Consider the following 20,352-nt stretch of genomic DNA (forward strand, 5'->3'; position numbering starts at 1 on the left):
AATCCAACCTAAAACTAGTATGACAAAGACTTTTCATCACTTCTTTATATTGGTTTTGAGCCTGTTAGCAATCGCTTGTTCAGACTCAGATATAATTATACATGAAAGTTCAGAAAAAAGTGAAAGTTATCTTCCTCCTGAAAACTGCGTCGACGTTTCAACCTGTCATTTAGCGGATGGGGTCATGCTTTGGGTCGATGATAATTTAAAGTTACAAGCAGAATCTGAGTTTTTAATTCGTCTTCAAGTAGAACAGGATGGGCCCTTTGAGATTAAAAGTGCCAAAATTGACGGTAAGTCAATGAATATGGGCTATATCCCACTATTCTTTTCACAATTAAATGAAGATACATACATAGCACAAGGTATTGTTGGCGCATGTGACACTGACGATATGCTCTGGCAAATCGTTATTGATTATTCGATTGATGACGTTGTAAAGCAAATTAGCCTAACATTACCAATGATTTGAGCATTTAGGCAGTATAATAATATGAACAAACAGCATTTCATCGAACACTTAAAGTTTGCACTTGAAGCAAAACTTCAAGAGGCAGTACAAGCGGCAAATTCTGCGAGAGAAGATGCGACGCACGAACAAAGTGCAGCAGAAACGCAATATGATTCTCTGAGTATTGAATCAGCCTATCTAGCACAGGGCCAAAGTGAGCGTGTAGACGACGCGCACAAAGCAATTAAAGCTTTTAATGAGATTTATGAGTTGTTTCCTTCGGAATCAATTGTCATTGGTAGCTTAGTAAGTTGTGAGAATGAAGCGGGTGACTTGTATTGGTACTTTATTGGGCCAACAGAAGGTGGTTTGAAACTAGATATTAAAGGCACGGTCGTTTGGACAATCACACCGGTATCGCCACTTGGTAAGGTGCTCATGCATAAAAAAGTGCATGATGAATTTGACTGGACTATGCATGGAATAACACAGGAATTCGAAATTACCAGAATTCTTTAATTAATATCAAAACACTTATTTAAATCTGTGGTTTAATATTAACCAATGTAATCTTAAGCTTATTAACTATGTCATCGGAAATAACCCCAAAAGCAAACGAGCAATTAGACTTTTTATGCGAATTACTAAACTCTCATGGTTTGGTGCCAATTTGCTCTAAGTTAAATGACTTACAGCGAGATACGTATATAGAGGTCATGGGAGAGAGCCCGCTTAAGATACACTGCCATGTTTATGCTCAAAACGAAGTTAGGTTTAGCTATATGAAGTCGAAGAGTCGGGTTCAGATGCGCTTAGTGTTAAGTGAAACAGGGTTTAAAATCTTTGGAAAAGAAGAGTTTTTTAAGCACTTACTTACATTAATTGAGTGAAATGCGAGTTAGGTTTATAACTCGCAAACATTACTCACGAAACGCTCATATAGACTGGGCATATTTTCAATAAGTATATTGTGGCCAAGTACATTTGATGCTTTTAGCGCTTGCTTTATATTCTCAATATTCTGATATTCAAACAAACCTTTACTACATGCTATGTGGCTTATATGCCAAGGTTCTTCAGCTACCCCACCTCTAAACTCTTCATAGGGACGATAAAAGCCAAACTTAGAAAGGTTCTCGTCTAACCAGGTATTAAGTGTATAAAATGGCCCGTCAAATTGATACTCCCACGGTTCAAGCTGCAATGTTTGACCAAGCTTTAATAGGTTAGGTGCGAACACATCTAGGTCAGTACCGAAGTGATGCCTGCTTGCTCCAGGCATTGCCGAGTAAAGCATAATAGCTTGTATAATCTCGATTTCTGAGAGGTTAGCAATGTCAACAGGTTCGTTATTCGCATTTAAAATAGGGCGCTTACCTGAAAACTTGTTATTCCAGATAAGAGATTGGCGTTCAAAACTTCGATAGGCAGATGCAATTTCTAAATCAAATCCTGCATTCTTAGCGGCTAATTCTAAAGCTCGAAAATCATCGACGATCTCTTGATGAAGTTGTTTGCCTTTGTATTCGGTCAAATGCGCTTCAGAAAGGCCGCAAGCGCAAGCGGCCATATCAGATAAAGTCATTAGCTAAGTAACTTCTCGAGTATCTTCTCGTAAACTAAAGCCAGTTTATCTAAATCATCACAGCTAACATGTTCATTAACTTGATGTATGGTCGCATTAATTGGCCCAAGCTCTATAACTTTACAGCCCGTTTGCGCAATAAAACGACCATCGGATGTGCCGCCAGTTGTTTCTGGTGTACTCGGCAAACCGGTTACTTCTTCGATGGCAGCCAAAGTCACATCAAGCAATTCACCAGGTTCAGTTAAAAATGGTAGGCCATTTACAATCCAGTTTAAGTCGTACTCTAAGCCGAACTTATCTAGAATTGCGATTGCACGTTGTTGTAGCTGTTCAACCGTTGATTCTGTTGAAAAACGAAAATTGAACTGCACATACACACTGCCAGGGATGACGTTAGATGCGCCAGTGCCGCCTTGAATGTTTGATATTTGAAAACTGGTTGCCGGGAAAAACGCATTGCCCTTATCCCATTCAGTTTGACTCAGCTCTGCCAAAGCAGGGGACACCGCATGAATAGGGTTATGCGCTAAGTGAGGATATGCAACGTGGCCCTGTTTGCCCTTTACAGTTAAATGTCCTGTTAAAGAACCTCGACGGCCATTTTTTACTACATCACCCAGTCGGTCACGAGAAGAAGGCTCACCGACCAAACACATGTCGATTTTTTCATTTCTGGCTTCAAGTAGATCGACTACCTTTGTGGTGCCATTAATGAATGGACCTTCTTCATCCGATGTAATTAGAAACGAAATAGAGCCTTTATGATCAGGGTGTTTTTCTACAAACCGCTCAGTTGCAACCACCATAGCCGCCAGCGACCCTTTCATGTCAGCGGCACCACGGCCATGTAATATGCCATTTTCAATGACACCGTCAAAAGGAGGATGTTGCCATTCATTCTCATCGCCTGTAGGCACAACATCAGTATGACCTGCAAAGCAAAAATGTGGGCTATCTGTACCTTTCCTTGCCCAAGTATTTAATGTATCGACAAAAAAATGCTCTTCAATGTTAAACCCAAGTTTAGCTAAGCGCTCGTTCATTAATGCTTGACAGTTAGCATCTTCAGGGGTCACTGATTTTTTTTGGATCAATGCTTGGGCTAGTGAGACAACCTCAGAATGTTGAGGTGTGTTATTGTGACTACCCATTAAGCGAAAATCTCATCATACTGGGCTGCTTTAAAACCAAGGTGTAGTTTACCATTCACCTCAAGAATAGGGCGTTTGATCATCGCTGGAGCCGTAACTAAATGAGTAATTGCAGATGCCTCAGATAGGTTGCTCTTTTCATCATCTGATAAAGCACGGTAGGTTGTTCCGCGTTTGTTTAATACTTGCTCCCAACCTAAGTTTTTGCAAAATTCAGTAATTAACTCTTCTGAAACGCCGTCTTTGCGGTAGTCATGAAAAGTAAATTCAATATTGTTGTCACTAAGGTATTTTTTTGCTTTTTTAATGGTGTCACAGTTCGGAATGCCATACATAGTGATCATAAGAGCCTCTTAAATATTCTGGTTTTGAGTAATTGTAATGAGTGGGTCTAGCCCAGCACGCACTTGCTTCAACGGGTAAAAGCAAGGACCTAATTTATCTGCGTTAACAATAAGTAAACTGCCGAGCAGTGGTTTTTCTAGGTGCGTGGTTTCGAAGTAAGCAAGTAATTCACCTTGCTTGACTTCTTTTTTGCCAAAGGCACTGGTTATTTGCAAACTTGTATTGGCTTGTTCTGAAGGTGGCTGAATATGAATAAGTAACTTCAAGCCATTTTTTGCAACCAATATAATCTCATAGCCATGGCGTTTAACTTGTTCAATTTTACCGTCAAATGGCGCGGTAACTTTTCCTTGGGTCAACTCTACAGTCACGCCTCTTCCAATAATGCCAGAAGAAAATAGGGAAAGCGGGTGCTGTTTCAAAGACTGTACTTTGCCACAGAACGGACTGGCGAGATGTAAAACTGGGTCAACAATTTCATTGATAGGCGCAAAAGGAATTGATTGAGAAAACTGCATTAAAGAACCGTGTATCCGTCTTTTTTCAGCGCATTAATTGCGTCTTGAATTTGTTGCTCTTTGACTAAAACATAGTCTGTGTCATAAGTGGAAATGGCAAAAATGGAGATTTTAGCATTCGCTAATACACCAGATATATTGGCCATGATCCCTGTTAAAGAAAAACCAAGTGGACCTATCACTTCTAATGCTCTCCAATGTGCTTCAGTGGCAAAACTATCAACTTCAATATCTGAAGTGCAAACAATAGAGAGTTCTTCAAGTGTTTTAGAAATAAAGAAAATATCACACGCTAACACTTGGTTAGGAATTGTTTGGTCAACGTCAAGGCTATGTATTGAAAAGTCCTGTTTTAACAATTGTAATGTTTGCTTTGACATAGTCGCTTATGTTTATTGGGCTATATGTCTATAGTATAGCTAAGTGTTAAAAAGTTAAACCCTCAACACTTAGCTAAGTTTTACAATTGTTCAAACAGAGCTAGTTTGTTTGATCTGCTAATTGCTTAGACTGAATAGCCGTAAGCGCAATGGTATAAACGATGTCTTCTACCAGTGCACCGCGGCTTAGGTCGTTCACAGGTTTGCGCATACCTTGCAGCATCGGACCAATACTTACCAGTTCAGCACTTCTTTGTACTGCCTTATAAGTCGTATTACCAGTATTTAAGTCTGGGAATACAAACACCGTTGCTTTACCTGCAACTTTGCTGTTTGGAGCTTTTTTACGTGCTACGTTTTCCATAATCGCTGCGTCGTACTGTAGTGGGCCATCAATTTCAAGATCTGGACGTTTTTCCTGAGCAATTTTGGTGGCTTCACGCACTTTATCTACATCAGCACCATGGCCAGACTCACCTGTAGAATAGCTGATCATGGCCACTCGTGGCTCAATACCAAATGCCGAAGCAGAGTCAGCTGACTGAATGGCGATATCGGCAAGTTGCTCAGCAGTAGGGTCTGGGTTAATTGCACAGTCGCCATAAACCAATACTTGATCAGGTAGTAACATAAAGAACACAGAACTCACTAAAGATGAACCTGGCGCAGTTTTAATGAGCTGAAGAGGAGGGCGAATAGTATTCGCTGTGGTATTCACCGCACCAGATACAAGGCCATCGACTTCGTCTTCAGCGAGCATCATAGTGCCTAAAACAACGTTGTCTTGCAGTTGCTCTTTAGCAACCACAGGAGTAAGACCCTTGTTCTTACGCAGTTCAACCATAGGTGCAACGTAATTATCTTGGATCTCATTCGGATCTTTAATAATAACATTTTCGTTGAGCTCTACACCTTGTTGAAGCGCAATACGTTCGATTTCTTCTCTTTCACCCAATAGTACAGTTTTGGCAATGCCACGTTCACCACAAATTGCAGCAGCTTTGATAGTGCGAGGTTCATTGCCCTCAGGAAGCACAATGGTTTTCTTTGCTTGACGAGCTAAATCGGTCAACAAGAATCTAAATGCAGGAGGAGAAAGCTTGCGTGTTTTCGCAACGTCTTTGGCTAAAGTATCTAACCAATCTGAGTCGATGTTCGCAGCATTATGCTCTTTTACTTTTTCAATACGCTGTTCGTCATCACTTGGTACTTCCATATTAAAGTTGTGAAGTAACAAAGATGTACGCCAAGTATCAGCGTCAGTGGCTAGAATCGGCAGACCCGTTTCCATTGCCTGTTCACATAAAGTCATGATGCGTGGTTCAGGTTTAAAACCACCCGTCAATAAAATCGCACCTAATTTGGTACCATTCATAGCTGACAAACACGCTGCCACTAACACATCAGAGCGGTCTCCCGGTGTAACCAGTAACGCACCCGGGGTAAAGTGATTCAAGATATTTGATACCGTTCGGGCACAAAAGGTGACACGGCGTAAACGTCTATGAGCCATGTCACCGGCATTGATCACTTCGGCTTTTAGGTAATCACTTAAGTCTGCTACACGTGGCGCGACTAGATCGAAGTCCCAAGGAATTGCGCCAAGCAACATAAACGGGTGTTTCCTGAAAATAGGTAATGACGCCAAACGGTTCATTTCATTCTCAAGTTCTTCAGGTTCATGCTGGTCAACTAAATCAGCACGCGCGCGGCCTTCTTCATCAAGCGGAGCATTTACTTTGTTGAAAATACAACCCAGTACACGACTGTGATCTATGCCGCCGTAGTTACCAGATGCTATTTCTAATCTATCTTCTAATTGTTCGTTGGTATCATTTCCTGGTGTTAATACAAATACGATGTCTGCACCAAGTGTTTGTGCGATTTCACGGTTAACACGACCAGCATAAGGCTGAAGGCGAGTTGGCACCATACCTTCGATAATCGCAACTTCATCATCACTGATGGCACTTTCGAAACGCTCAACGATTTCTTCTAGCAGATCATTGCCTTTACCATCACCAATCATTTGTTCAGCATAACTGAGTTCAAACGGCATTGGAGGCTGAATGGTGGAACCTTGTTGCACGATAACCGTCGATTTCTCAGGCCCTATATCATCTTTACGAGGTTGAGCAATGGGTTTGAAAAAGTTTACTTTTACCGCTTTTTGCTCAAGCGCACGTACAAGACCAACAGAGACAGATGTTAAACCAACCCCAGTAGAGATGGGGATTAACATGATCCTACGGCTCATCATTTTTGCTCCTGTGCAATGTTTGCTGCATCGTTGGCAATCATCCATTCTTCATTGGTAGGCACCACAATGGCACATGGCGCTGTTTGCTTTGTGATCACACCTTCAGAACCAAAGCGTGCCGCAAGGTTCTTATCATTGTCGATTTCTAAACCTAAGAAGGATAAATGTGCAACGACCTTAGCGCGAATTACATCTGAGTTTTCACCAATGCCACCCGTGAAAATCAGTGCGTCTAACCCACCTAATGGCACTACAAACGCTGCAATTTGTTTTGCTAAACGATAGCAGAATATATCTAATGCAAGTGCTGCTTGCTGATGCCCGTCAGCCGCAGATTCTTCAATGGTTCTACAATCATTAGAAAGTTCACTAATGCCTAGTAAGCCACTTTCTTTGTTCAAGAGCGTATCTATTTGCTTTGCGGAGTAATTCAGTTGTTCAGTCAGGTAGTTGAAAATGCCAGGGTCAATATCGCCACTGCGCGTGCCCATGACTAATCCCTCAAGTGGTGTCATACCCATACTGGTATCTACCGATTTACCACTTTTAATAGCAGTAACAGAGCAACCATTGCCTAAATGCGCACTGATAACCTTGGAGTTTGTTTCGTTAAGGTTTAAGGTCTTGATTGCTTCTGCCGATACAAAAGCATGACTGGTACCATGGAAACCATATCGTCTGATCCCATGTTGTTTGTAAAGCGTATAAGGCAGCGCATATAAGAAAGCTTCTGGCGACATGCTTTGATGGAATGCGGTATCAAACACAGCAATTTGCGGTAAATGAGAAAACGCAGATTGCGCCGCTTCGATACCAAGCAAGTTAGCTGGGTTATGCAATGGCGCAAGTGAAGAAGTTTTTGTGATTGCTTCTATCACATCAGGTGTGATTAATGCAGATTTTGTGAAGTGCTCGCCACCATGAACAACACGGTGTCCAACAGCAATTAGGCTTGAATCTAATTGTAATTGCTTTACTAGTTCAACTAACTTTGCAATTGCAGTTTGATGAGCATCGTTTGGTGATAGCGCGATAAGTTGCTTGTCACCATTAAACTTGTACTTGATTTGCGGATCTAGCTCGCCTAAACGTTCAGCAAGACCTGAAAGAAGCTCATCACCTGACACAGTGTCGATGATGGCAAACTTTAAACTAGAGCTTCCGCAATTTAAAACCAGTACATGAGATGAGGGCATATGCATTTCCAATTTTGACAATAACAGTAAATGCGTATTAAGCTTAAGGCGAAGTCGCGGTTTAAGCTACGCAGTAATACAAAGGTATAATAGACAATGATAACTGTTTATTTTACCCCAATTTTGACCGAATAGTTAGCTTCTAGGAGTCCTAATGCAAAAAAGTCTCATTTCTCAAATGCAACTTGGACGACAGTACGCCAAAGAATGGCCTATGCGCAAAGAGCTTGCGCCTATGTTTGCAGAATTTAGAGTCATAAAAGCCACTGAACTTGCGATCAGTGTTATGCCTTTACTTGCTGTGATTACATTAGTATTGCAAACCAATTGGTTGGGAAATCAGTATGTACCTCAATCTTTAGCCATTGCACTTTTCTTTATATCTTTGCCTGCTCAAGGTTTACTTTGGCTAGGTAAACGTGCTGATACTCCGCTTAATCCATCTTTAAATACTTGGTATCAAGAATTGTTTAATAAGATGGTAGCCAATGGCTATGATGCGCCCATGCAATTACAGTCGCGCAGACCCACTTATCGAACTTTGGCAAAACTGTTAAAAGACATGTTTGAGAAAATGGATAAAGCATTTACAAAAGAGCAGTTTTAAACTGCTCTTTTCAGTTGTACCCATCCTCAAAGTAATCATTTAATTAAAGTGGTTTGTACAAAAGAGCTTTATTTAGACCTTGTGATATTCGCTTAAATAAAACGATAGGGTGATTGTATGGCTCTGCTTTTCCTTTAATGCGTCATAGTGACTTTCTTTAAACTTCCAAGCAAATGGTGTCATTTGTATTAAATGCTCAATGATTTCTGTTTTAATCTCTATTCGTTTTTCAAGTTCATGGTGTTTAACTAATTTAAACCCAGCAGGGGTATCTGGATGTGTATGTAAATTCACTTCAGGGTAAATTAACGACTTAAGCTCAAATAAATGTTTAGGGCCCGGGTTCACTAAAATTACTTTACCTGTGCTCCTCACCAGCCTTTGTAGTTCTTGTTCAAAAACGGGGGCGAACACAGTGACAACACAGTCCATACTTTCATCTGCAAATGGTGCTTGTTTAGCTGAGGCAACACTAAAATTGGCCTCTTTATATCGCTTAGCTGCATATTTAACGGCTGATTTTGAAATATCGAGCCCATATACATCACATTCGGGCAGTTCATTGGCAAATAAGTGCGTATAAAATCCTTCACCACAGCCTAAATCGAGCAATGTTTGAGGAGAAGATAGTGAAATTAGATTGGCAATCTCTTGTCTCAAAAAGTGATAATGGTCAGTTGCAAAAAAGGCACGACGCGCTTGAACCATATCTAAATTATCACCGGGTTGTTTTGATTTTTTATTCTGAACAGGCAGTAAGTTGACATAGCCTTCTTTGGCGAAATCAAATTGGTGTCTGTTTTCGCAAGATATGCTATTGCCAGTTTTATTTAACGGAGCCTGACAAAGCGGACAGTGATAAATTAGCGTCATTTATCTAAGTATTCCTTATCATAAAAGGTTTTAACCCAGTGGGGTTTATAAGTAATAAGTAAAGTGATTGCCATACCATTTAACATGGCTTCGGGAAACCAAATCAAGGTTGCATAAAATAAATAGTTATCTAATAACTGTTGGAATGTGTACGTATCAATTAGCCAATAATACATACCTGACGACAATATTTTGAATGCGCCAATACAGCCTGCGCATAAAAATGCACAGACAAAGATATATACAAAAAAATGTCTTGGTAATTTGCTGTAACACAGCACAAATAGGCCGTAACTGACCAATATGGGAAGTAGCGCAGTAAAAAGATAAAAGTCGGCAAATTCAGAAGATTGAATGGTGCCAAAAGCAAGTAATAAGAGACTGGTAAGTAGAGCACTTAAACTTGCTAACCGCCAGCCAAGCACCAAAGTAATTGCGGTTATTCCCAATATATGAATATTTAGATAGGGCAATATCCCCGCTTTAATTTGCCAAAGCAGAGCCAGTACAACTGAACAAGCAAGTACACCAGTTTGTCGGATAGGCCTATGCCAAAGCGTTAAATACTCGCGTTTATCAATAGTAAACGCGAATATGATTAAGGTAACAAGCGGGATCAATAACATAGAGTGAGTTCTAATTAAAATTTAAACTCGGCCCAAATTGGCGCATGATCAGAAGGCTTTTCGATGCCTCTCAATTCGTAATCGATTTCGCTTTCTACACATTTGGCCATCAATGATTCAGTAGCTAATACTACGTCAATGCGAAGGCCTCGGTTATCATCAAAACCTTTTGAGCGATAGTCGAACCATGAGTAACGTTCTGTCTTTTCTGGTGTTAATTCGCGGAAAGTGTCTTTAAATCCCCAATCCATTAACGTCGCAAGCCATTCGCGTTCTTCTGGTTGGAATGAACATTTGCCAGTTTTCAGCCAACGTTTTTTATTAGGCTCACCAATGCCGATATCTAAATCTATCGGTGAGATATTGATATCACCCATCACAATGACATTTTCTTCAGGCGTGTGATTTTCATTTAAGTGTGTCATTAAGTCTTTATAGAACTGACGCTTGTATGGGAATTTGGTTTCATGATTTATGTTATCACCTTGAGGGAAGTAGCCATTATGAATGATCACATCTTCACCTTTGTCATTCTCGAATACACCTGAAATCATACGTTTTTGGGATTCTTCTGTATCAGTCGAAAACCCTTTTTTGATTGATTTAGCTGGTTTTTTCGACATCAGTGCGACACCATAATGTGCCTTTTGACCATGGAAATAAACGTGGTAGCCCATAGCTTCTACATCTTCAACCGGAAACGCTTCATCGTGAACTTTGATTTCCTGTAAACCAATTACGTCAGGTTGATGTTTGTCGATTAATGCTTGTAATTGATGAAGACGAGCACGAAGGCCATTAATGTTAAATGAGATTACTTTCATAATTTGCGCTTATAGTTCTATGTAATTTACGTACCATTTTAACATTGAAAGGGAGTTGCGAAAGCCCGAGATAGCAATTTAATTATCTATCACTTTTTTCGGTTTGGGAGATATGTTATTTATTGGTCAATACACTCAAGTTTTGGTGAGAAAGCAACCTAACTAGAAGTGCAGCCCGAACTAGTGCATTGAATTATAATGACTTTATTTCTGGTTCGGTTATTGCTTTGAATTTAATAAATGCAATTTTAATGGTACAGCTTATTGAATGCTTAAGTTGAACCTTTCATTCACTTATACCAATCAGCTTAATTAAGTGTTATTGCAGATTGGTATTATATAGTAGGGAAATATCATGAGCGTCGTATTAGAAGATAGACCAATTGAACAAGTCAGAGAAGAAGTAATAGACAACCTAATTTACAACTATAGCCATGGTGTTATTTCCGCAGAGGCATTTGAAAGACGTTTAGACAAAGCAATGAGTACACAGGTTCATGCTGAAATCGTCGCCTTAACAGCAGATCTTACTATGCAAGCAGACGAGAAGTATACGGCACAAAAAGATGCTAGCTTGAATATTAATTACGGACAAAAATCTGCAGGCGACAAGCTAGATATTAAAACTGTTTTAGGAAACAGCTCTCGAACAGGTAAATGGGCGGTACCTAAAGAAATTAATTTATTAAATGTATTGGGTTCTACAACCTTAGACTTTTCCGATGCTGTATTTGAGCACCAAGAAGTCACTGTAAATGTAAATTGCATACTGGGTTCAGAGAAAATTTTGATCCCCGAAGGTGTAAATGTGATCTGCGAGGCGTTTTGCATTCTAGGTAATGTAGAAAATAAAGCGCCATCTATTGCGCCAAAACAAGCACCGACTATAAAGATTAAAGGCAAACTGTGGTTAGGTTCAGTTGACGTTGAAATTAAGCGCACGATTAAAGAAAAGTTTGTGAGTTTTGCCAATGAACTTAAATCATTATTTGATGATGGGAGTTATGGTAAATATAAATAAACAGGATATGAGAGGGCACGTTTAAACGTGCCCTTTTTATTATGCTTTTTGATCAGTAAATTTTAAGAAGAAAATCAAATTCGCGATAAACCACAAGTCTTTTATTAAAAAGTGACCTGTCGTAGACAAAATAGTTGATGACGTAACTGCGCCTGGGGTTGTAGCTAAAAATGTTTGTGTCATGACAAAAACTGCAAGTGACATTAACACGCTAATCCAAAGTGCTTTTCTGTTGTATATGGCTGCAATCAACAGTGCGACAGCTAACAAATCATAAACGCCAATTAAATTCGAGGCAGTTTGTAAATCCCAAACACTATACATCCAAGACATAAATGGTGAAGTTTGCAGTAAGTCTTCTATCCCTTGTGCTTCTATCAAGGTAAACTTCATACCCCCGATCCAAACGAGTACCACCAAAACTGGGAATATCGCTATCCACTGCATTACATGATTAGAAAGGTTTGGGTTAAGTAGACAGATGCCAATTGAAAGTAACGCAAAATACTTAATGACGCCTTGGCCTGCTCCGATGACTGGAAACCCGCCCATGCTTTCAATCCACATACCCGTTGAAAAAAGGCTTAGTAAAGGCACTACAGACACAATAATGAGTAAAGATGCTAAAGTCGGTTTTGCTTTTTCAAAGTACATAGAAAGTACCGAAAATACAGCAAGTAAAGAAAAGCATAAAGCAGCCAATATATTAGCAATTTCATAACTTAGGATTGAGTTGAAGCCAAAAAAATTGACTGTTTTTTCGATATGTCTATGACTGCCAAGTAGCAACATACTCGTGCTCATCAATATACTTGATAATCCAACTAACAAGAACGCTACGTTGGTATTGCAATAAAACTTTTTCATTTAACAACCTTTTTAATTGGGAATACGCAATAAGACCGAGAAAGCGAAAGTTTATTTCAACTTGTCTTAATTTTAGAGTTTCCGTTTATCGTGAATTGTTTATTTTGCAATTTAAAGCTATCAGAATAGCATCGCACTTAAACACGGGAATTTTAAATGATTAAAACACTTATTTATTGTGTCTTATTGCTGATAGCTATACCCAGTATCGCTAAGCCACAAACTGTTGTTCTTATCTCACTTGATGGTTTTCGGTGGGATTATATTGAAAAGCATAACGCTAAAAATATTAAACGCATCGCTGATAGCGGTGTTCGAGCTACTAAAATGTGGCCTGTTTATCCAAGTAAAACCTTTCCAAACCATATATCCATAATTACAGGCTTATTACCGGTCAATCACGGTATTATTGACAATAAGTTCTGTGATAAACAAAGAGGTGATTGTTATAAAATGGGCAAAGGGCAGGGAGATAGTACTTGGCTTAATGGCATACCTTTATGGAATCTGGCAAAAATGCAAGGGCTCAAATCAGCTGCCTATTTCTGGCCAGAATCCGATGCGCGCTTTAATGGTATGACCCCTGACTATTACTACCATTACTCAAAGCATAGTGACTACCAAACACGTATTGACCAAATGGTTGAGTGGCTAAAGTTACCAAAGGAACAAAGACCAAGTTTTGTTGCAGGGTATTTTTCATTAGTCGATAGTATGGGCCATGCCTTTGGACCTGATAGCAAAGAAGTCTATGATGCCGTGCAAACAATGGATAAGCTAATCGGGCAGTTTAATGAGCGCTTAAAGAAATTGCCCCATGATGTGAATTTAGTGCTGGTGGCAGATCATGGTATGTCTTCATTAGAAGAAGACAAAACAATCACGATTAGCAGCTTGAATATTCCAAAGTCTTGGACGGTGAAAAACACAGGACCAAGAGTACTTATTTATGCGAATGACGCTTCAATTGAAAACATTAATACAGCAAAGCAACAGCTGCGCCTTATCTCTAACAATCGATATGCAGTGCTAGATGAGACGATCTTAAAGCAGCGTCATTACCATGGCACCCCAAGGATCCCAGATATTATCTTAGAAACCAAAGCTCCGAGTGTTTTTAGTCTTGATGGTAAATTAGATTATAAAGGTACTCACGGATTTGCAAATACAGATGATATGGCTGCTATGTTTGTTGCAACTGGGCCTGCTTTCAAAAAGGGCCATAAAATTAAAGAAATGAGTAATTTAGAAATATACCCAACAGTAGCTAAAATACTGGGCTTAGAGCTGATAAGAAATGTAGATTCAGATGGTGAAACACTTCTAAAAGCGCTAAAAGAATAATTAAAATAAAATTCGGAAACTAAACGTTTTAAATAAAAAGAGTAACCATAAGGTTACTCTTTTTTGGTTGGAAACTTTTTATCATCACTGTTTTGTTTGAAGCTTGTCGATTGTGTGTGACTTTTATCTAATTTATTTAAATGAGAGACAGGCTCTGCTAACGCCGAGGTTGAGCCAAAACATAAAACTAAACTAAAAATCTTTTTATACGCTGATGCAAACATAACAATTCCCTGAGCCTAAGCTACTTTTGATATGTTTTAATTTTAGCAATGAAGAGTGGAAATGTGTGTGTCGAAGTGTAGCGAAATGTAAGAGAATGTAAGACCAGTTAATCCGGCCTTACATTTACTGAATAACTATTTTATAAGTTATTTTTTCCCGCTAAATCTAGGAAGAATGCATACTCTAGAGCAGTATCATGTAAGCGTTTGAAGCGACCTGATGCGCCACCGTGACCCGCTTCCATATCTACTTTAAACAATAACTTATTGTCGTTTGTCTTATAGTCGCGCAGCTTTGCTACCCACTTTGCAGGCTCAAAGTACTGTACTTGAGAATCATGTAGGCCAGTCGTTACAAGAATATGAGGGTAATCTTGCTTCTTAACCTGATCATAAGGCGAATAGCTTAGCATGTAGTCGTAATAAGCTTTGTCGTTTGGGTTACCCCATTCGTCATATTCACCGGTAGTAAGTGGAATGCTTTCATCAAGCATAGTTGTAACTACGTCAACAAAAGGAACATGTGCAGCAATGCCTTTATATAAATCAGGTGCTTGGTTGATCACTGCACCCATTAACAGACCGCCAGCACTGCCACCTACAGCGTAAACTTGATCTTTATGGCCATAACCTTGTTCAACCAGCTGCTTTGTTACGTCTACAAAATCATTAAAGGTATTTTGCTTGGTAAGCTTTTTACCATCTTCATACCATGGACGGCCTAGCATTTGTGAACCACGGATATGTGCAATTGCAAAAACAAAGCCTCGATCTAGTAAGCTAAGTCGATTACTTGAGAAGCTTGGATCCATTGTTGCTCCGTAAGAGCCATAACCATATTGATATAATGGATTTGTACCATCTCTCTTAAACTTGTCTTTACGGTAAACTAAAGAAACAGGTACCTTCACACCGTCTCTAGCCGTGACAAAAATACGCTCAGAAGCGTAGTTGTCTACTTTGAAATCACCCAGTACTTTATTTTGTTTAAGAATATTTGGTTCACCTGACTCAAGGTTGAAATCGTAGTGAGTTCCTGGGGTAGTCATACTGGTGTAGTAAATACGGACTGAGTCATTGTCTAATTCGTTATTGCCATATAAATATGCAGCAAATGCGTCATCATTAAATTTAAGTGCTTTTTCACTGCCATCTTTAAGAGAACGAACGATTACCTTTACCTGACCCATTTCACGTTCTTGATAAACAAGATGGTTATCAAAAAGTTCGATGCCTTCTAGTTTAACTGCTGGGCGGTGTGCAATGACTTCTTGCCATTTAGATTTATCACCTAAGTCTTTTTCGTTAACTTGCATCAGTTTGAAGTTAACCGCATTTAGATTGGTCAAAATATAGTAGGTGTCTTTATGCTTCGAAACATTATATTCAAGACCTTTCTCACGAGGAATAAAGCGTTTGGCCTTAGCTTTACTATCGTTTGCGTCTATGAAAGACATGCCTGAAGACTCGGTGCTTGAATGGTAAATGACGACATTTGACCCGTCTTTCGTTTTACCTATGTACGTGTAATAAGTGTTATCAGCTTCTTCATAAATAAGTTCGTCAGAAGATTGCGGTGTGCCCAGCTTGTGTCGATATACTTGGTAGCCTAATAAAGTTTGCGGATCTTTTTTAACATAGTAGAAATGCTCATTATCGTTAGCCCACACAACACTCGCTTGTGCGCCTTCAATTTTATCGTCTAAAAGCTTGCCTGTTTTTAAGTCTTTAACTTGAATAGTATAAATTCTGCGGCTGACTGTATCTTCACCATAAGCGAGTAGTTGGTCATTTGGACTCGCAGATAAGCCTGATGCACTATAGTATTCATGGCCTTTTGCAAGTTCATTAACGTCAAGAAGGATCTCTTTATCAGAACCTTTGAAGTCACTGCTACGAACATAAATAGGGTATTCGTTATTACCACGCATTTCCGAAGAGTAGAAATAGTTACCACGTTTGGTCGGTACAGAATTGTCGTCTTTTTGGATCCGAGACTTAAGTTCTTCAAATAGTGTTTCTTGAAGCTTTTCTGTGTTACTAAGTTGCGAGGCAGTATAAGCATTTTCTGCTTCTAAGTGAGCAATGATTTCAGGATCTTTTCGCTCGTCATCACGCATCCAATAGTAATTATCAACACGTTTATGGCCGTGTATTTCCATTTCGTGTGGTACTTTTTTGGCTATCGGTGCTGCAACAGCTTGTTCTTGTACCTGTGCATTAGCTTGTTGTGTTTGATTGTTATTGTCATTATTACAACCAGCTAATACTGCCAAAGAAATGATGCTTAAAGCATGAGGTAGAAATCGTTTCATAGTAATCCTTGTTATAAATTATTCCTTTTGATGCTAACTCAGTTTTTACAGTCTAACCAGCCAAGATTGTAAAGACATGTAAAGTAGTCAAAGTGTGCGTTAAGTTTTAAACAAATTGTACAAATTAGATAAAGTTTTAAATGCTTTGAACACGACATTTAATTAAATGTAAACTGACTATTAAATAAACAAAATAAATCATTTATTGCATTTACAAGAAAAAAGTTGGCTATATAATGCGCGCAAACTCGTTCTTATTAGGTGTATTATGCTTAAATCTATCTCACTTTTGGCTTTTGGTTTAACTGTTTCTTTGAATGCTCAAGCGTCAGCATTCGTGTCAGCTGATAACTCAGCAGAAACGAAAGTATGTGTTATTGCTTCAACAGAAGGCTTTTCAGCAGCGCGTAAAGAAGCAAGTAAACATGGTTTAAACGTGTCTCGTTTTTCACCGAGCTTATTATGTAATGGCGAAGATATTCGTAAAGTTGCAGAACGTGCTGAGCGTGAAGCGAATACATCTTCAGAGAAGAAAGTAACATTAGTTGCTAAAAACCAAAGTTTAGAAACGTCTCTATGTATGACAGCGGCGAGAAAAGGAATAAAAGAAATCGGTTACAAAGCGCGTAGCTTACGTTGTAACGATATTCCAGTACGTGAATTTGTAAAAGAGTTTGCGAAAACAGCAATCTAATATTGCTTTAGAAAAGATTTCAAAAAAGCCGTTGGAATATTTCAACGGCTTTTTTAATGTTTATGAATTATTTAGTCCATATACCTTTCGGTAATGTCGCTTTAATTTTCTCATTACTATTTGGGTCAAATACAGGCACTTTACCTTGCTTAAGCTGAGAGATGTAATCTTTGTAAAGCCAGATTACAGCACCTGATAACATGAATAGGGCAGCTACGTTTACAATCGCCATCATACCCATGGACACATCAGCCATAGTCCAAATCAAACCCAGTTCACTGACAGAGCCAAACATCACCATACCAAGTACACATAATCTAAAGATCAACATGCCATGTTTATGATTGTGCTCTAAGAACATTAAGTTTGTTTCAGCATATGAGTAATTAGCTACGATAGATGTAAATGCAAAGAATAAAATGGCAATTGCAATGAAAATAGCCCCCCATTCGCCAACATGCTGAACCAGAGCGGCTTGCGTTAAAGCAATACCAGTAACACCAGACTCAGGGACTAGTTGATTAGATAGTAGAATAAGTGCAGCAGTTGCAGAACAGATAATAATAGTATCTACAAACACCCCAAGCATTTGTACATAACCTTGCGATGCAGGGTGGTTTGGGTTTGGTGTTGCAGTTGCTGCAGCATTGGCAGCACTACCCATACCAGCTTCGTTAGAGAAGAGACCTCGTTTAATCCCTTGGATCATTGCCTGCATAACAGCATAACCAATTGCACCAGCGCCTGCTTGTTCAATGCCAAAAGCACTGTAGATAATTTGCTTAAACACGGCTGGTAAAAGCTCAAAATTGATAGCACATACATATAATGCAACAGCTAAATAAGCCAAAGCCATGAAAGGCACAACTAATTCAGCAAAACGAGAGATGGTTTTTAAACCACCAAAAATAATAAAACCAGAGCCGATAACGAGTAATACACCCATAATGTGTTTTGGAATATCAAAGGCAACTTCAAACGCTGCTGTAATTGAGTTTGCTTGTACTGCATTAAATACAAGCCCAAATGCTAAGATAAGACATAAAGAGAAAAGCACACCCATCCAACGCTTGCCTAAACCATACTCCATATAATAAGCAGGGCCACCACGGAAGTTGCCATCTTCATCTTTTGTTTTATATAGCTGTGCAAGGGCGCTTTCGGCAAAACTGGTAGCCATACCGATAAGTGCAATTAACCACATCCAAAAAATTGCTCCAGCACCACCTAAATAGAGTGCAACAGCAACGCCAGCCATATTACCTGTACCAACACGTGCAGCTAATGAAGTACAAAAAGCCTGAAATGAAGAAATGCCCGAGTCAGAACCTTGTCTACTACTAGCCATGACCTTAACCATATAAGGAAATTGTCTAAATTGAATGAAGCCCAAACGGAAGGTAAAGAATAAACCTGCTGCTATTAATAGATATATAAGGACATGGCCCCATAGCAATCCACTAATAAAGTTTAAAATATCAGCCATAATTGAATGCCTAGTTAATTGAACGAATAAATGAGGGCCGTAATCTAGCATAAATAAGGAAGGCAATCTAAAGCACGGCGACAAAATACGATTTATCCACAGGGTTTTGTGGGTAAGTTGTCACTAAGTGGTTTGTAAGCTTGTATATTTAAATATATAGAAAATAATGCATTTTTCTTTAAAAAAGGGGTTGCGCACTTTTAATTTCTCCCTATAATGCGCACCCACTGACACGGGGCGAGACGCTGAAAAGCAAATCAAAACGATGTTAAGTCAAATAAAACTTAATCTTAAAAAAACTTTTTAAAATTAAGTGTTGACATAAAAAGTGAAGTCGTTATTATGGCGCTCCACTTCGCAGCAAGGCTGCGGTAACTAACCAAGCGTTAGTTACACCGGGTAACCGGAAATGTTCTTTGAAAATATGAAGCAATCATCTGTGTGGGCACTCGTACAGATTGAGTTCTAACAGCTCTTGATTCAGGAGCAAAAAAATTTAGAGTCTCAATTTCTTATGAGTGACTATATAGTCAATTTATACAGAATTCATTGAGCACGAATCTTAGGATTCAAAAAACTTTTAATTGAAGAGTTTGATCATGGCTCAGATTGAACGCTGGCGGCAGGCCTAACACATGCAAGTCGAGCGGTAACATTTCTAGCTTGCTAGAAGATGACGAGCGGCGGACGGGTGAGTAATGCTTGGGAATATGCCTTAGGGTGGGGGACAACAGTTGGAAACGACTGCTAATACCGCATAACGTCTACGGACCAAAGGGGGCTTCGGCTCTCGCCCTTAGATTAGCCCAAGTGGGATTAGCTAGTTGGTGAGGTAATGGCTCACCAAGGCGACGATCCCTAGCTGGTTTGAGAGGATGATCAGCCACACTGGAACTGAGACACGGTCCAGACTCCTACGGGAGGCAGCAGTGGGGAATATTGCACAATGGGCGCAAGCCTGATGCAGCCATGCCGCGTGTGTGAAGAAGGCCTTAGGGTTGTAAAGCACTTTCAGTAAGGAGGAAAGGTTAGTAGTTAATACCTGCTAGCTGTGACGTTACTTACAGAAGAAGCACCGGCTAACTCCGTGCCAGCAGCCGCGGTAATACGGAGGGTGCGAGCGTTAATCGGAATTACTGGGCGTAAAGCGTACGCAGGCGGTTTGTTAAGCGAGATGTGAAAGCCCCGGGCTCAACCTGGGAACTGCATTTCGAACTGGCAAACTAGAGTATGATAGAGGGTGGTAGAATTTCAGGTGTAGCGGTGAAATGCGTAGAGATCTGAAGGAATACCGATGGCGAAGGCAGCCACCTGGGTCAATACTGACGCTCATGTACGAAAGCGTGGGGAGCAAACGGGATTAGATACCCCGGTAGTCCACGCCGTAAACGATGTCTACTAGGAGCTGGGGTCTTCGGACAACTTTTCCAAAGCTAACGCATTAAGTAGACCGCCTGGGGAGTACGGCCGCAAGGTTAAAACTCAAATGAATTGACGGGGGCCCGCACAAGCGGTGGAGCATGTGGTTTAATTCGATGCAACGCGAAGAACCTTACCTACACTTGACATACAGAGAACTTAC

Annotated in this window: 21 protein-coding genes and 1 rRNA gene; 8 read left to right on the forward strand and 14 right to left on the reverse strand. The window is 39.8% G+C overall.

What is annotated here, in order from left to right; translation table 11 throughout:
• Positions 1-19: 19 nt before the first annotated feature.
• The 3 genes from ABMY35_RS10190 (at position 20) to ABMY35_RS10200 (ending at position 1,341) form a co-directional block, all read left to right on the forward strand.
• Entirely contained in the window at positions 20-472 is a 453-nt protein-coding gene (locus tag ABMY35_RS10190; protein ID WP_349286105.1) for a hypothetical protein, read from the forward strand.
• A gap of 21 nt (positions 473-493) precedes the next feature.
• On the forward strand, positions 494-970 hold the full coding sequence (locus ABMY35_RS10195; RefSeq protein WP_349286106.1) for a GreA/GreB family elongation factor: 477 nt from the start codon (positions 494-496) through the stop codon (positions 968-970).
• Between the two features lie 68 nt (positions 971-1,038).
• Positions 1,039-1,341: a hypothetical protein gene (locus ABMY35_RS10200; protein WP_349286107.1), complete on the forward strand. Its 303-nt coding sequence runs from the start codon at positions 1,039-1,041 to the stop codon at positions 1,339-1,341.
• A 14-nt stretch (positions 1,342-1,355) separates the two neighbouring features.
• On the opposite strand, the gene ABMY35_RS10205 is transcribed toward ABMY35_RS10200, so the two are convergent.
• The 7 genes from ABMY35_RS10205 to ABMY35_RS10235 form a co-directional block, all read right to left on the reverse strand.
• The gene (locus tag ABMY35_RS10205; protein ID WP_349286108.1) at positions 1,356-2,036 is read right to left on the reverse strand and encodes a M15 family metallopeptidase; all 681 of its coding nucleotides are present in this window, start codon (positions 2,034-2,036) and stop codon (positions 1,356-1,358) included.
• A complete protein-coding gene (dapE, locus tag ABMY35_RS10210; protein WP_349286109.1) occupies positions 2,036-3,190 on the reverse strand; it encodes a succinyl-diaminopimelate desuccinylase in 1,155 nt (384 codons plus the stop codon). The genes ABMY35_RS10205 and dapE overlap by 1 nt, the downstream gene beginning before the upstream one ends.
• The gene (locus ABMY35_RS10215) at positions 3,190-3,534 is read right to left on the reverse strand and encodes an ArsC family reductase (RefSeq protein ID WP_349286110.1); all 345 of its coding nucleotides are present in this window, start codon (positions 3,532-3,534) and stop codon (positions 3,190-3,192) included. The genes dapE and ABMY35_RS10215 overlap by 1 nt, the downstream gene beginning before the upstream one ends.
• 9 nt (positions 3,535-3,543) lie before the next feature.
• On the reverse strand, positions 3,544-4,053 hold the full coding sequence (locus tag ABMY35_RS10220) for a PTS glucose transporter subunit IIA (RefSeq protein ID WP_349286111.1): 510 nt from the start codon (positions 4,051-4,053) through the stop codon (positions 3,544-3,546).
• A complete protein-coding gene (locus ABMY35_RS10225) occupies positions 4,053-4,433 on the reverse strand; it encodes an ACT domain-containing protein (RefSeq protein WP_349286112.1) in 381 nt (126 codons plus the stop codon). Before ABMY35_RS10225 ends, ABMY35_RS10220 begins: the two co-directional genes overlap by 1 nt.
• A 100-nt stretch (positions 4,434-4,533) precedes the next feature.
• Entirely contained in the window at positions 4,534-6,690 is a 2,157-nt protein-coding gene (gene pta, locus ABMY35_RS10230; protein ID WP_349286132.1) for a phosphate acetyltransferase, read from the reverse strand.
• The gene (locus ABMY35_RS10235) at positions 6,690-7,889 is read right to left on the reverse strand and encodes an acetate kinase (protein ID WP_349286113.1); all 1,200 of its coding nucleotides are present in this window, start codon (positions 7,887-7,889) and stop codon (positions 6,690-6,692) included. Before ABMY35_RS10235 ends, pta begins: the two co-directional genes overlap by 1 nt.
• Before the next feature lie 154 nt (positions 7,890-8,043).
• Between ABMY35_RS10235 and yfbV the strand changes: the two genes are divergently transcribed.
• A complete protein-coding gene (gene yfbV, locus ABMY35_RS10240; RefSeq protein WP_058029604.1) occupies positions 8,044-8,496 on the forward strand; it encodes a terminus macrodomain insulation protein YfbV in 453 nt (150 codons plus the stop codon).
• Positions 8,497-8,568: 72 nt separating this feature from the next.
• Here the strand turns inward: yfbV and rlmA are convergent, their stop codons facing one another.
• The 3 genes from rlmA to xthA are packed head-to-tail and all read right to left on the reverse strand — an operon-like array spanning position 8,569 to position 10,819.
• Positions 8,569-9,369: a 23S rRNA (guanine(745)-N(1))-methyltransferase gene (gene rlmA, locus ABMY35_RS10245; RefSeq protein ID WP_349286114.1), complete on the reverse strand. Its 801-nt coding sequence runs from the start codon at positions 9,367-9,369 to the stop codon at positions 8,569-8,571.
• On the reverse strand, positions 9,366-9,995 hold the full coding sequence (locus tag ABMY35_RS10250; RefSeq protein WP_349286115.1) for an energy-coupling factor ABC transporter permease: 630 nt from the start codon (positions 9,993-9,995) through the stop codon (positions 9,366-9,368). The genes rlmA and ABMY35_RS10250 overlap by 4 nt, the downstream gene beginning before the upstream one ends.
• Positions 9,996-10,009: 14 nt before the next feature.
• The gene (gene xthA / locus ABMY35_RS10255; RefSeq protein ID WP_058029606.1) at positions 10,010-10,819 is read right to left on the reverse strand and encodes an exodeoxyribonuclease III; all 810 of its coding nucleotides are present in this window, start codon (positions 10,817-10,819) and stop codon (positions 10,010-10,012) included.
• Between the two features lie 355 nt (positions 10,820-11,174).
• Between xthA and ABMY35_RS10260 the strand changes: the two genes are divergently transcribed.
• A complete protein-coding gene (locus tag ABMY35_RS10260) occupies positions 11,175-11,840 on the forward strand; it encodes a LiaF domain-containing protein (RefSeq protein ID WP_138483025.1) in 666 nt (221 codons plus the stop codon).
• Between the two features lie 39 nt (positions 11,841-11,879).
• On the opposite strand, the gene ABMY35_RS10265 is transcribed toward ABMY35_RS10260, so the two are convergent.
• Positions 11,880-12,707, reverse strand: a complete 828-nt coding sequence (locus ABMY35_RS10265) for a DUF417 family protein (protein ID WP_349286116.1) — start codon at positions 12,705-12,707, stop codon at positions 11,880-11,882.
• Positions 12,708-12,863: 156 nt separating this feature from the next.
• Between ABMY35_RS10265 and ABMY35_RS10270 the strand changes: the two genes are divergently transcribed.
• Positions 12,864-14,051, forward strand: coding sequence for an ectonucleotide pyrophosphatase/phosphodiesterase (locus ABMY35_RS10270; protein ID WP_349286117.1), 1,188 nt, complete (start codon positions 12,864-12,866; stop codon positions 14,049-14,051).
• Positions 14,052-14,104: 53 nt separating this feature from the next.
• Here the strand turns inward: ABMY35_RS10270 and ABMY35_RS10275 are convergent, their stop codons facing one another.
• Together ABMY35_RS10275 and ABMY35_RS10280 are read right to left on the reverse strand one after the other, a co-directional pair.
• Positions 14,105-14,275: a hypothetical protein gene (locus ABMY35_RS10275; RefSeq protein ID WP_349286118.1), complete on the reverse strand. Its 171-nt coding sequence runs from the start codon at positions 14,273-14,275 to the stop codon at positions 14,105-14,107.
• 140 nt (positions 14,276-14,415) lie between these two features.
• Complete coding sequence (locus tag ABMY35_RS10280) at positions 14,416-16,590, reverse strand: S9 family peptidase (RefSeq protein ID WP_349286119.1); 2,175 nt, start codon at positions 16,588-16,590, stop codon at positions 14,416-14,418.
• Between the two features lie 268 nt (positions 16,591-16,858).
• On the opposite strand from ABMY35_RS10280, the gene ABMY35_RS10285 reads away from it, so the two are divergent.
• Positions 16,859-17,284, forward strand: a complete 426-nt coding sequence (locus tag ABMY35_RS10285) for an exonuclease III (protein ID WP_138569006.1) — start codon at positions 16,859-16,861, stop codon at positions 17,282-17,284.
• A gap of 67 nt (positions 17,285-17,351) precedes the next feature.
• Here ABMY35_RS10285 and ABMY35_RS10290 read toward each other — a convergent pair whose 3' ends face one another.
• Positions 17,352-18,770 carry a sodium:alanine symporter family protein gene (locus ABMY35_RS10290; protein WP_349286120.1) on the reverse strand — a complete coding sequence of 473 codons (1,419 nt, stop codon included), beginning with the start codon at positions 18,768-18,770 and terminating at the stop codon, positions 17,352-17,354.
• Between the two features lie 581 nt (positions 18,771-19,351).
• Here ABMY35_RS10290 and ABMY35_RS10295 point away from each other — a divergent pair.
• A 16S ribosomal RNA gene (locus ABMY35_RS10295) occupies positions 19,352-20,352 on the forward strand; the annotation flags it as partial.

The sequence above is a fragment of the Pseudoalteromonas sp. BZB3 genome, from assembly GCF_040104455.1.
Taxonomy (GTDB): Bacteria; Pseudomonadota; Gammaproteobacteria; order Enterobacterales; family Alteromonadaceae; genus Pseudoalteromonas.

Coding starts and splice junctions, on each gene's coding strand:
- ABMY35_RS10190 (WP_349286105.1), top strand. CDS start 20: ATGACAAAGACTTTTCATCACTTCTTTATATTGGTTTTGAGCCTGTTA.
- ABMY35_RS10195 (WP_349286106.1), top strand. CDS start 494: ATGAACAAACAGCATTTCATCGAACACTTAAAGTTTGCACTTGAAGCA.
- ABMY35_RS10200 (WP_349286107.1), top strand. CDS start 1,039: ATGTCATCGGAAATAACCCCAAAAGCAAACGAGCAATTAGACTTTTTA.
- ABMY35_RS10205 (WP_349286108.1), bottom strand. CDS start 2,036: ATGACTTTATCTGATATGGCCGCTTGCGCTTGCGGCCTTTCTGAAGCG.
- dapE (WP_349286109.1), bottom strand. CDS start 3,190: ATGGGTAGTCACAATAACACACCTCAACATTCTGAGGTTGTCTCACTA.
- ABMY35_RS10215 (WP_349286110.1), bottom strand. CDS start 3,534: ATGATCACTATGTATGGCATTCCGAACTGTGACACCATTAAAAAAGCA.
- ABMY35_RS10220 (WP_349286111.1), bottom strand. CDS start 4,053: ATGCAGTTTTCTCAATCAATTCCTTTTGCGCCTATCAATGAAATTGTT.
- ABMY35_RS10225 (WP_349286112.1), bottom strand. CDS start 4,433: ATGTCAAAGCAAACATTACAATTGTTAAAACAGGACTTTTCAATACAT.
- pta (WP_349286132.1), bottom strand. CDS start 6,690: ATGAGCCGTAGGATCATGTTAATCCCCATCTCTACTGGGGTTGGTTTA.
- ABMY35_RS10235 (WP_349286113.1), bottom strand. CDS start 7,889: ATGCCCTCATCTCATGTACTGGTTTTAAATTGCGGAAGCTCTAGTTTA.
- yfbV (WP_058029604.1), top strand. CDS start 8,044: ATGCAAAAAAGTCTCATTTCTCAAATGCAACTTGGACGACAGTACGCC.
- rlmA (WP_349286114.1), bottom strand. CDS start 9,369: ATGACGCTAATTTATCACTGTCCGCTTTGTCAGGCTCCGTTAAATAAA.
- ABMY35_RS10250 (WP_349286115.1), bottom strand. CDS start 9,995: ATGTTATTGATCCCGCTTGTTACCTTAATCATATTCGCGTTTACTATT.
- xthA (WP_058029606.1), bottom strand. CDS start 10,819: ATGAAAGTAATCTCATTTAACATTAATGGCCTTCGTGCTCGTCTTCAT.
- ABMY35_RS10260 (WP_138483025.1), top strand. CDS start 11,175: ATGAGCGTCGTATTAGAAGATAGACCAATTGAACAAGTCAGAGAAGAA.
- ABMY35_RS10265 (WP_349286116.1), bottom strand. CDS start 12,707: ATGAAAAAGTTTTATTGCAATACCAACGTAGCGTTCTTGTTAGTTGGA.
- ABMY35_RS10270 (WP_349286117.1), top strand. CDS start 12,864: ATGATTAAAACACTTATTTATTGTGTCTTATTGCTGATAGCTATACCC.
- ABMY35_RS10275 (WP_349286118.1), bottom strand. CDS start 14,275: ATGTTTGCATCAGCGTATAAAAAGATTTTTAGTTTAGTTTTATGTTTT.
- ABMY35_RS10280 (WP_349286119.1), bottom strand. CDS start 16,590: ATGAAACGATTTCTACCTCATGCTTTAAGCATCATTTCTTTGGCAGTA.
- ABMY35_RS10285 (WP_138569006.1), top strand. CDS start 16,859: ATGCTTAAATCTATCTCACTTTTGGCTTTTGGTTTAACTGTTTCTTTG.
- ABMY35_RS10290 (WP_349286120.1), bottom strand. CDS start 18,770: ATGGCTGATATTTTAAACTTTATTAGTGGATTGCTATGGGGCCATGTC.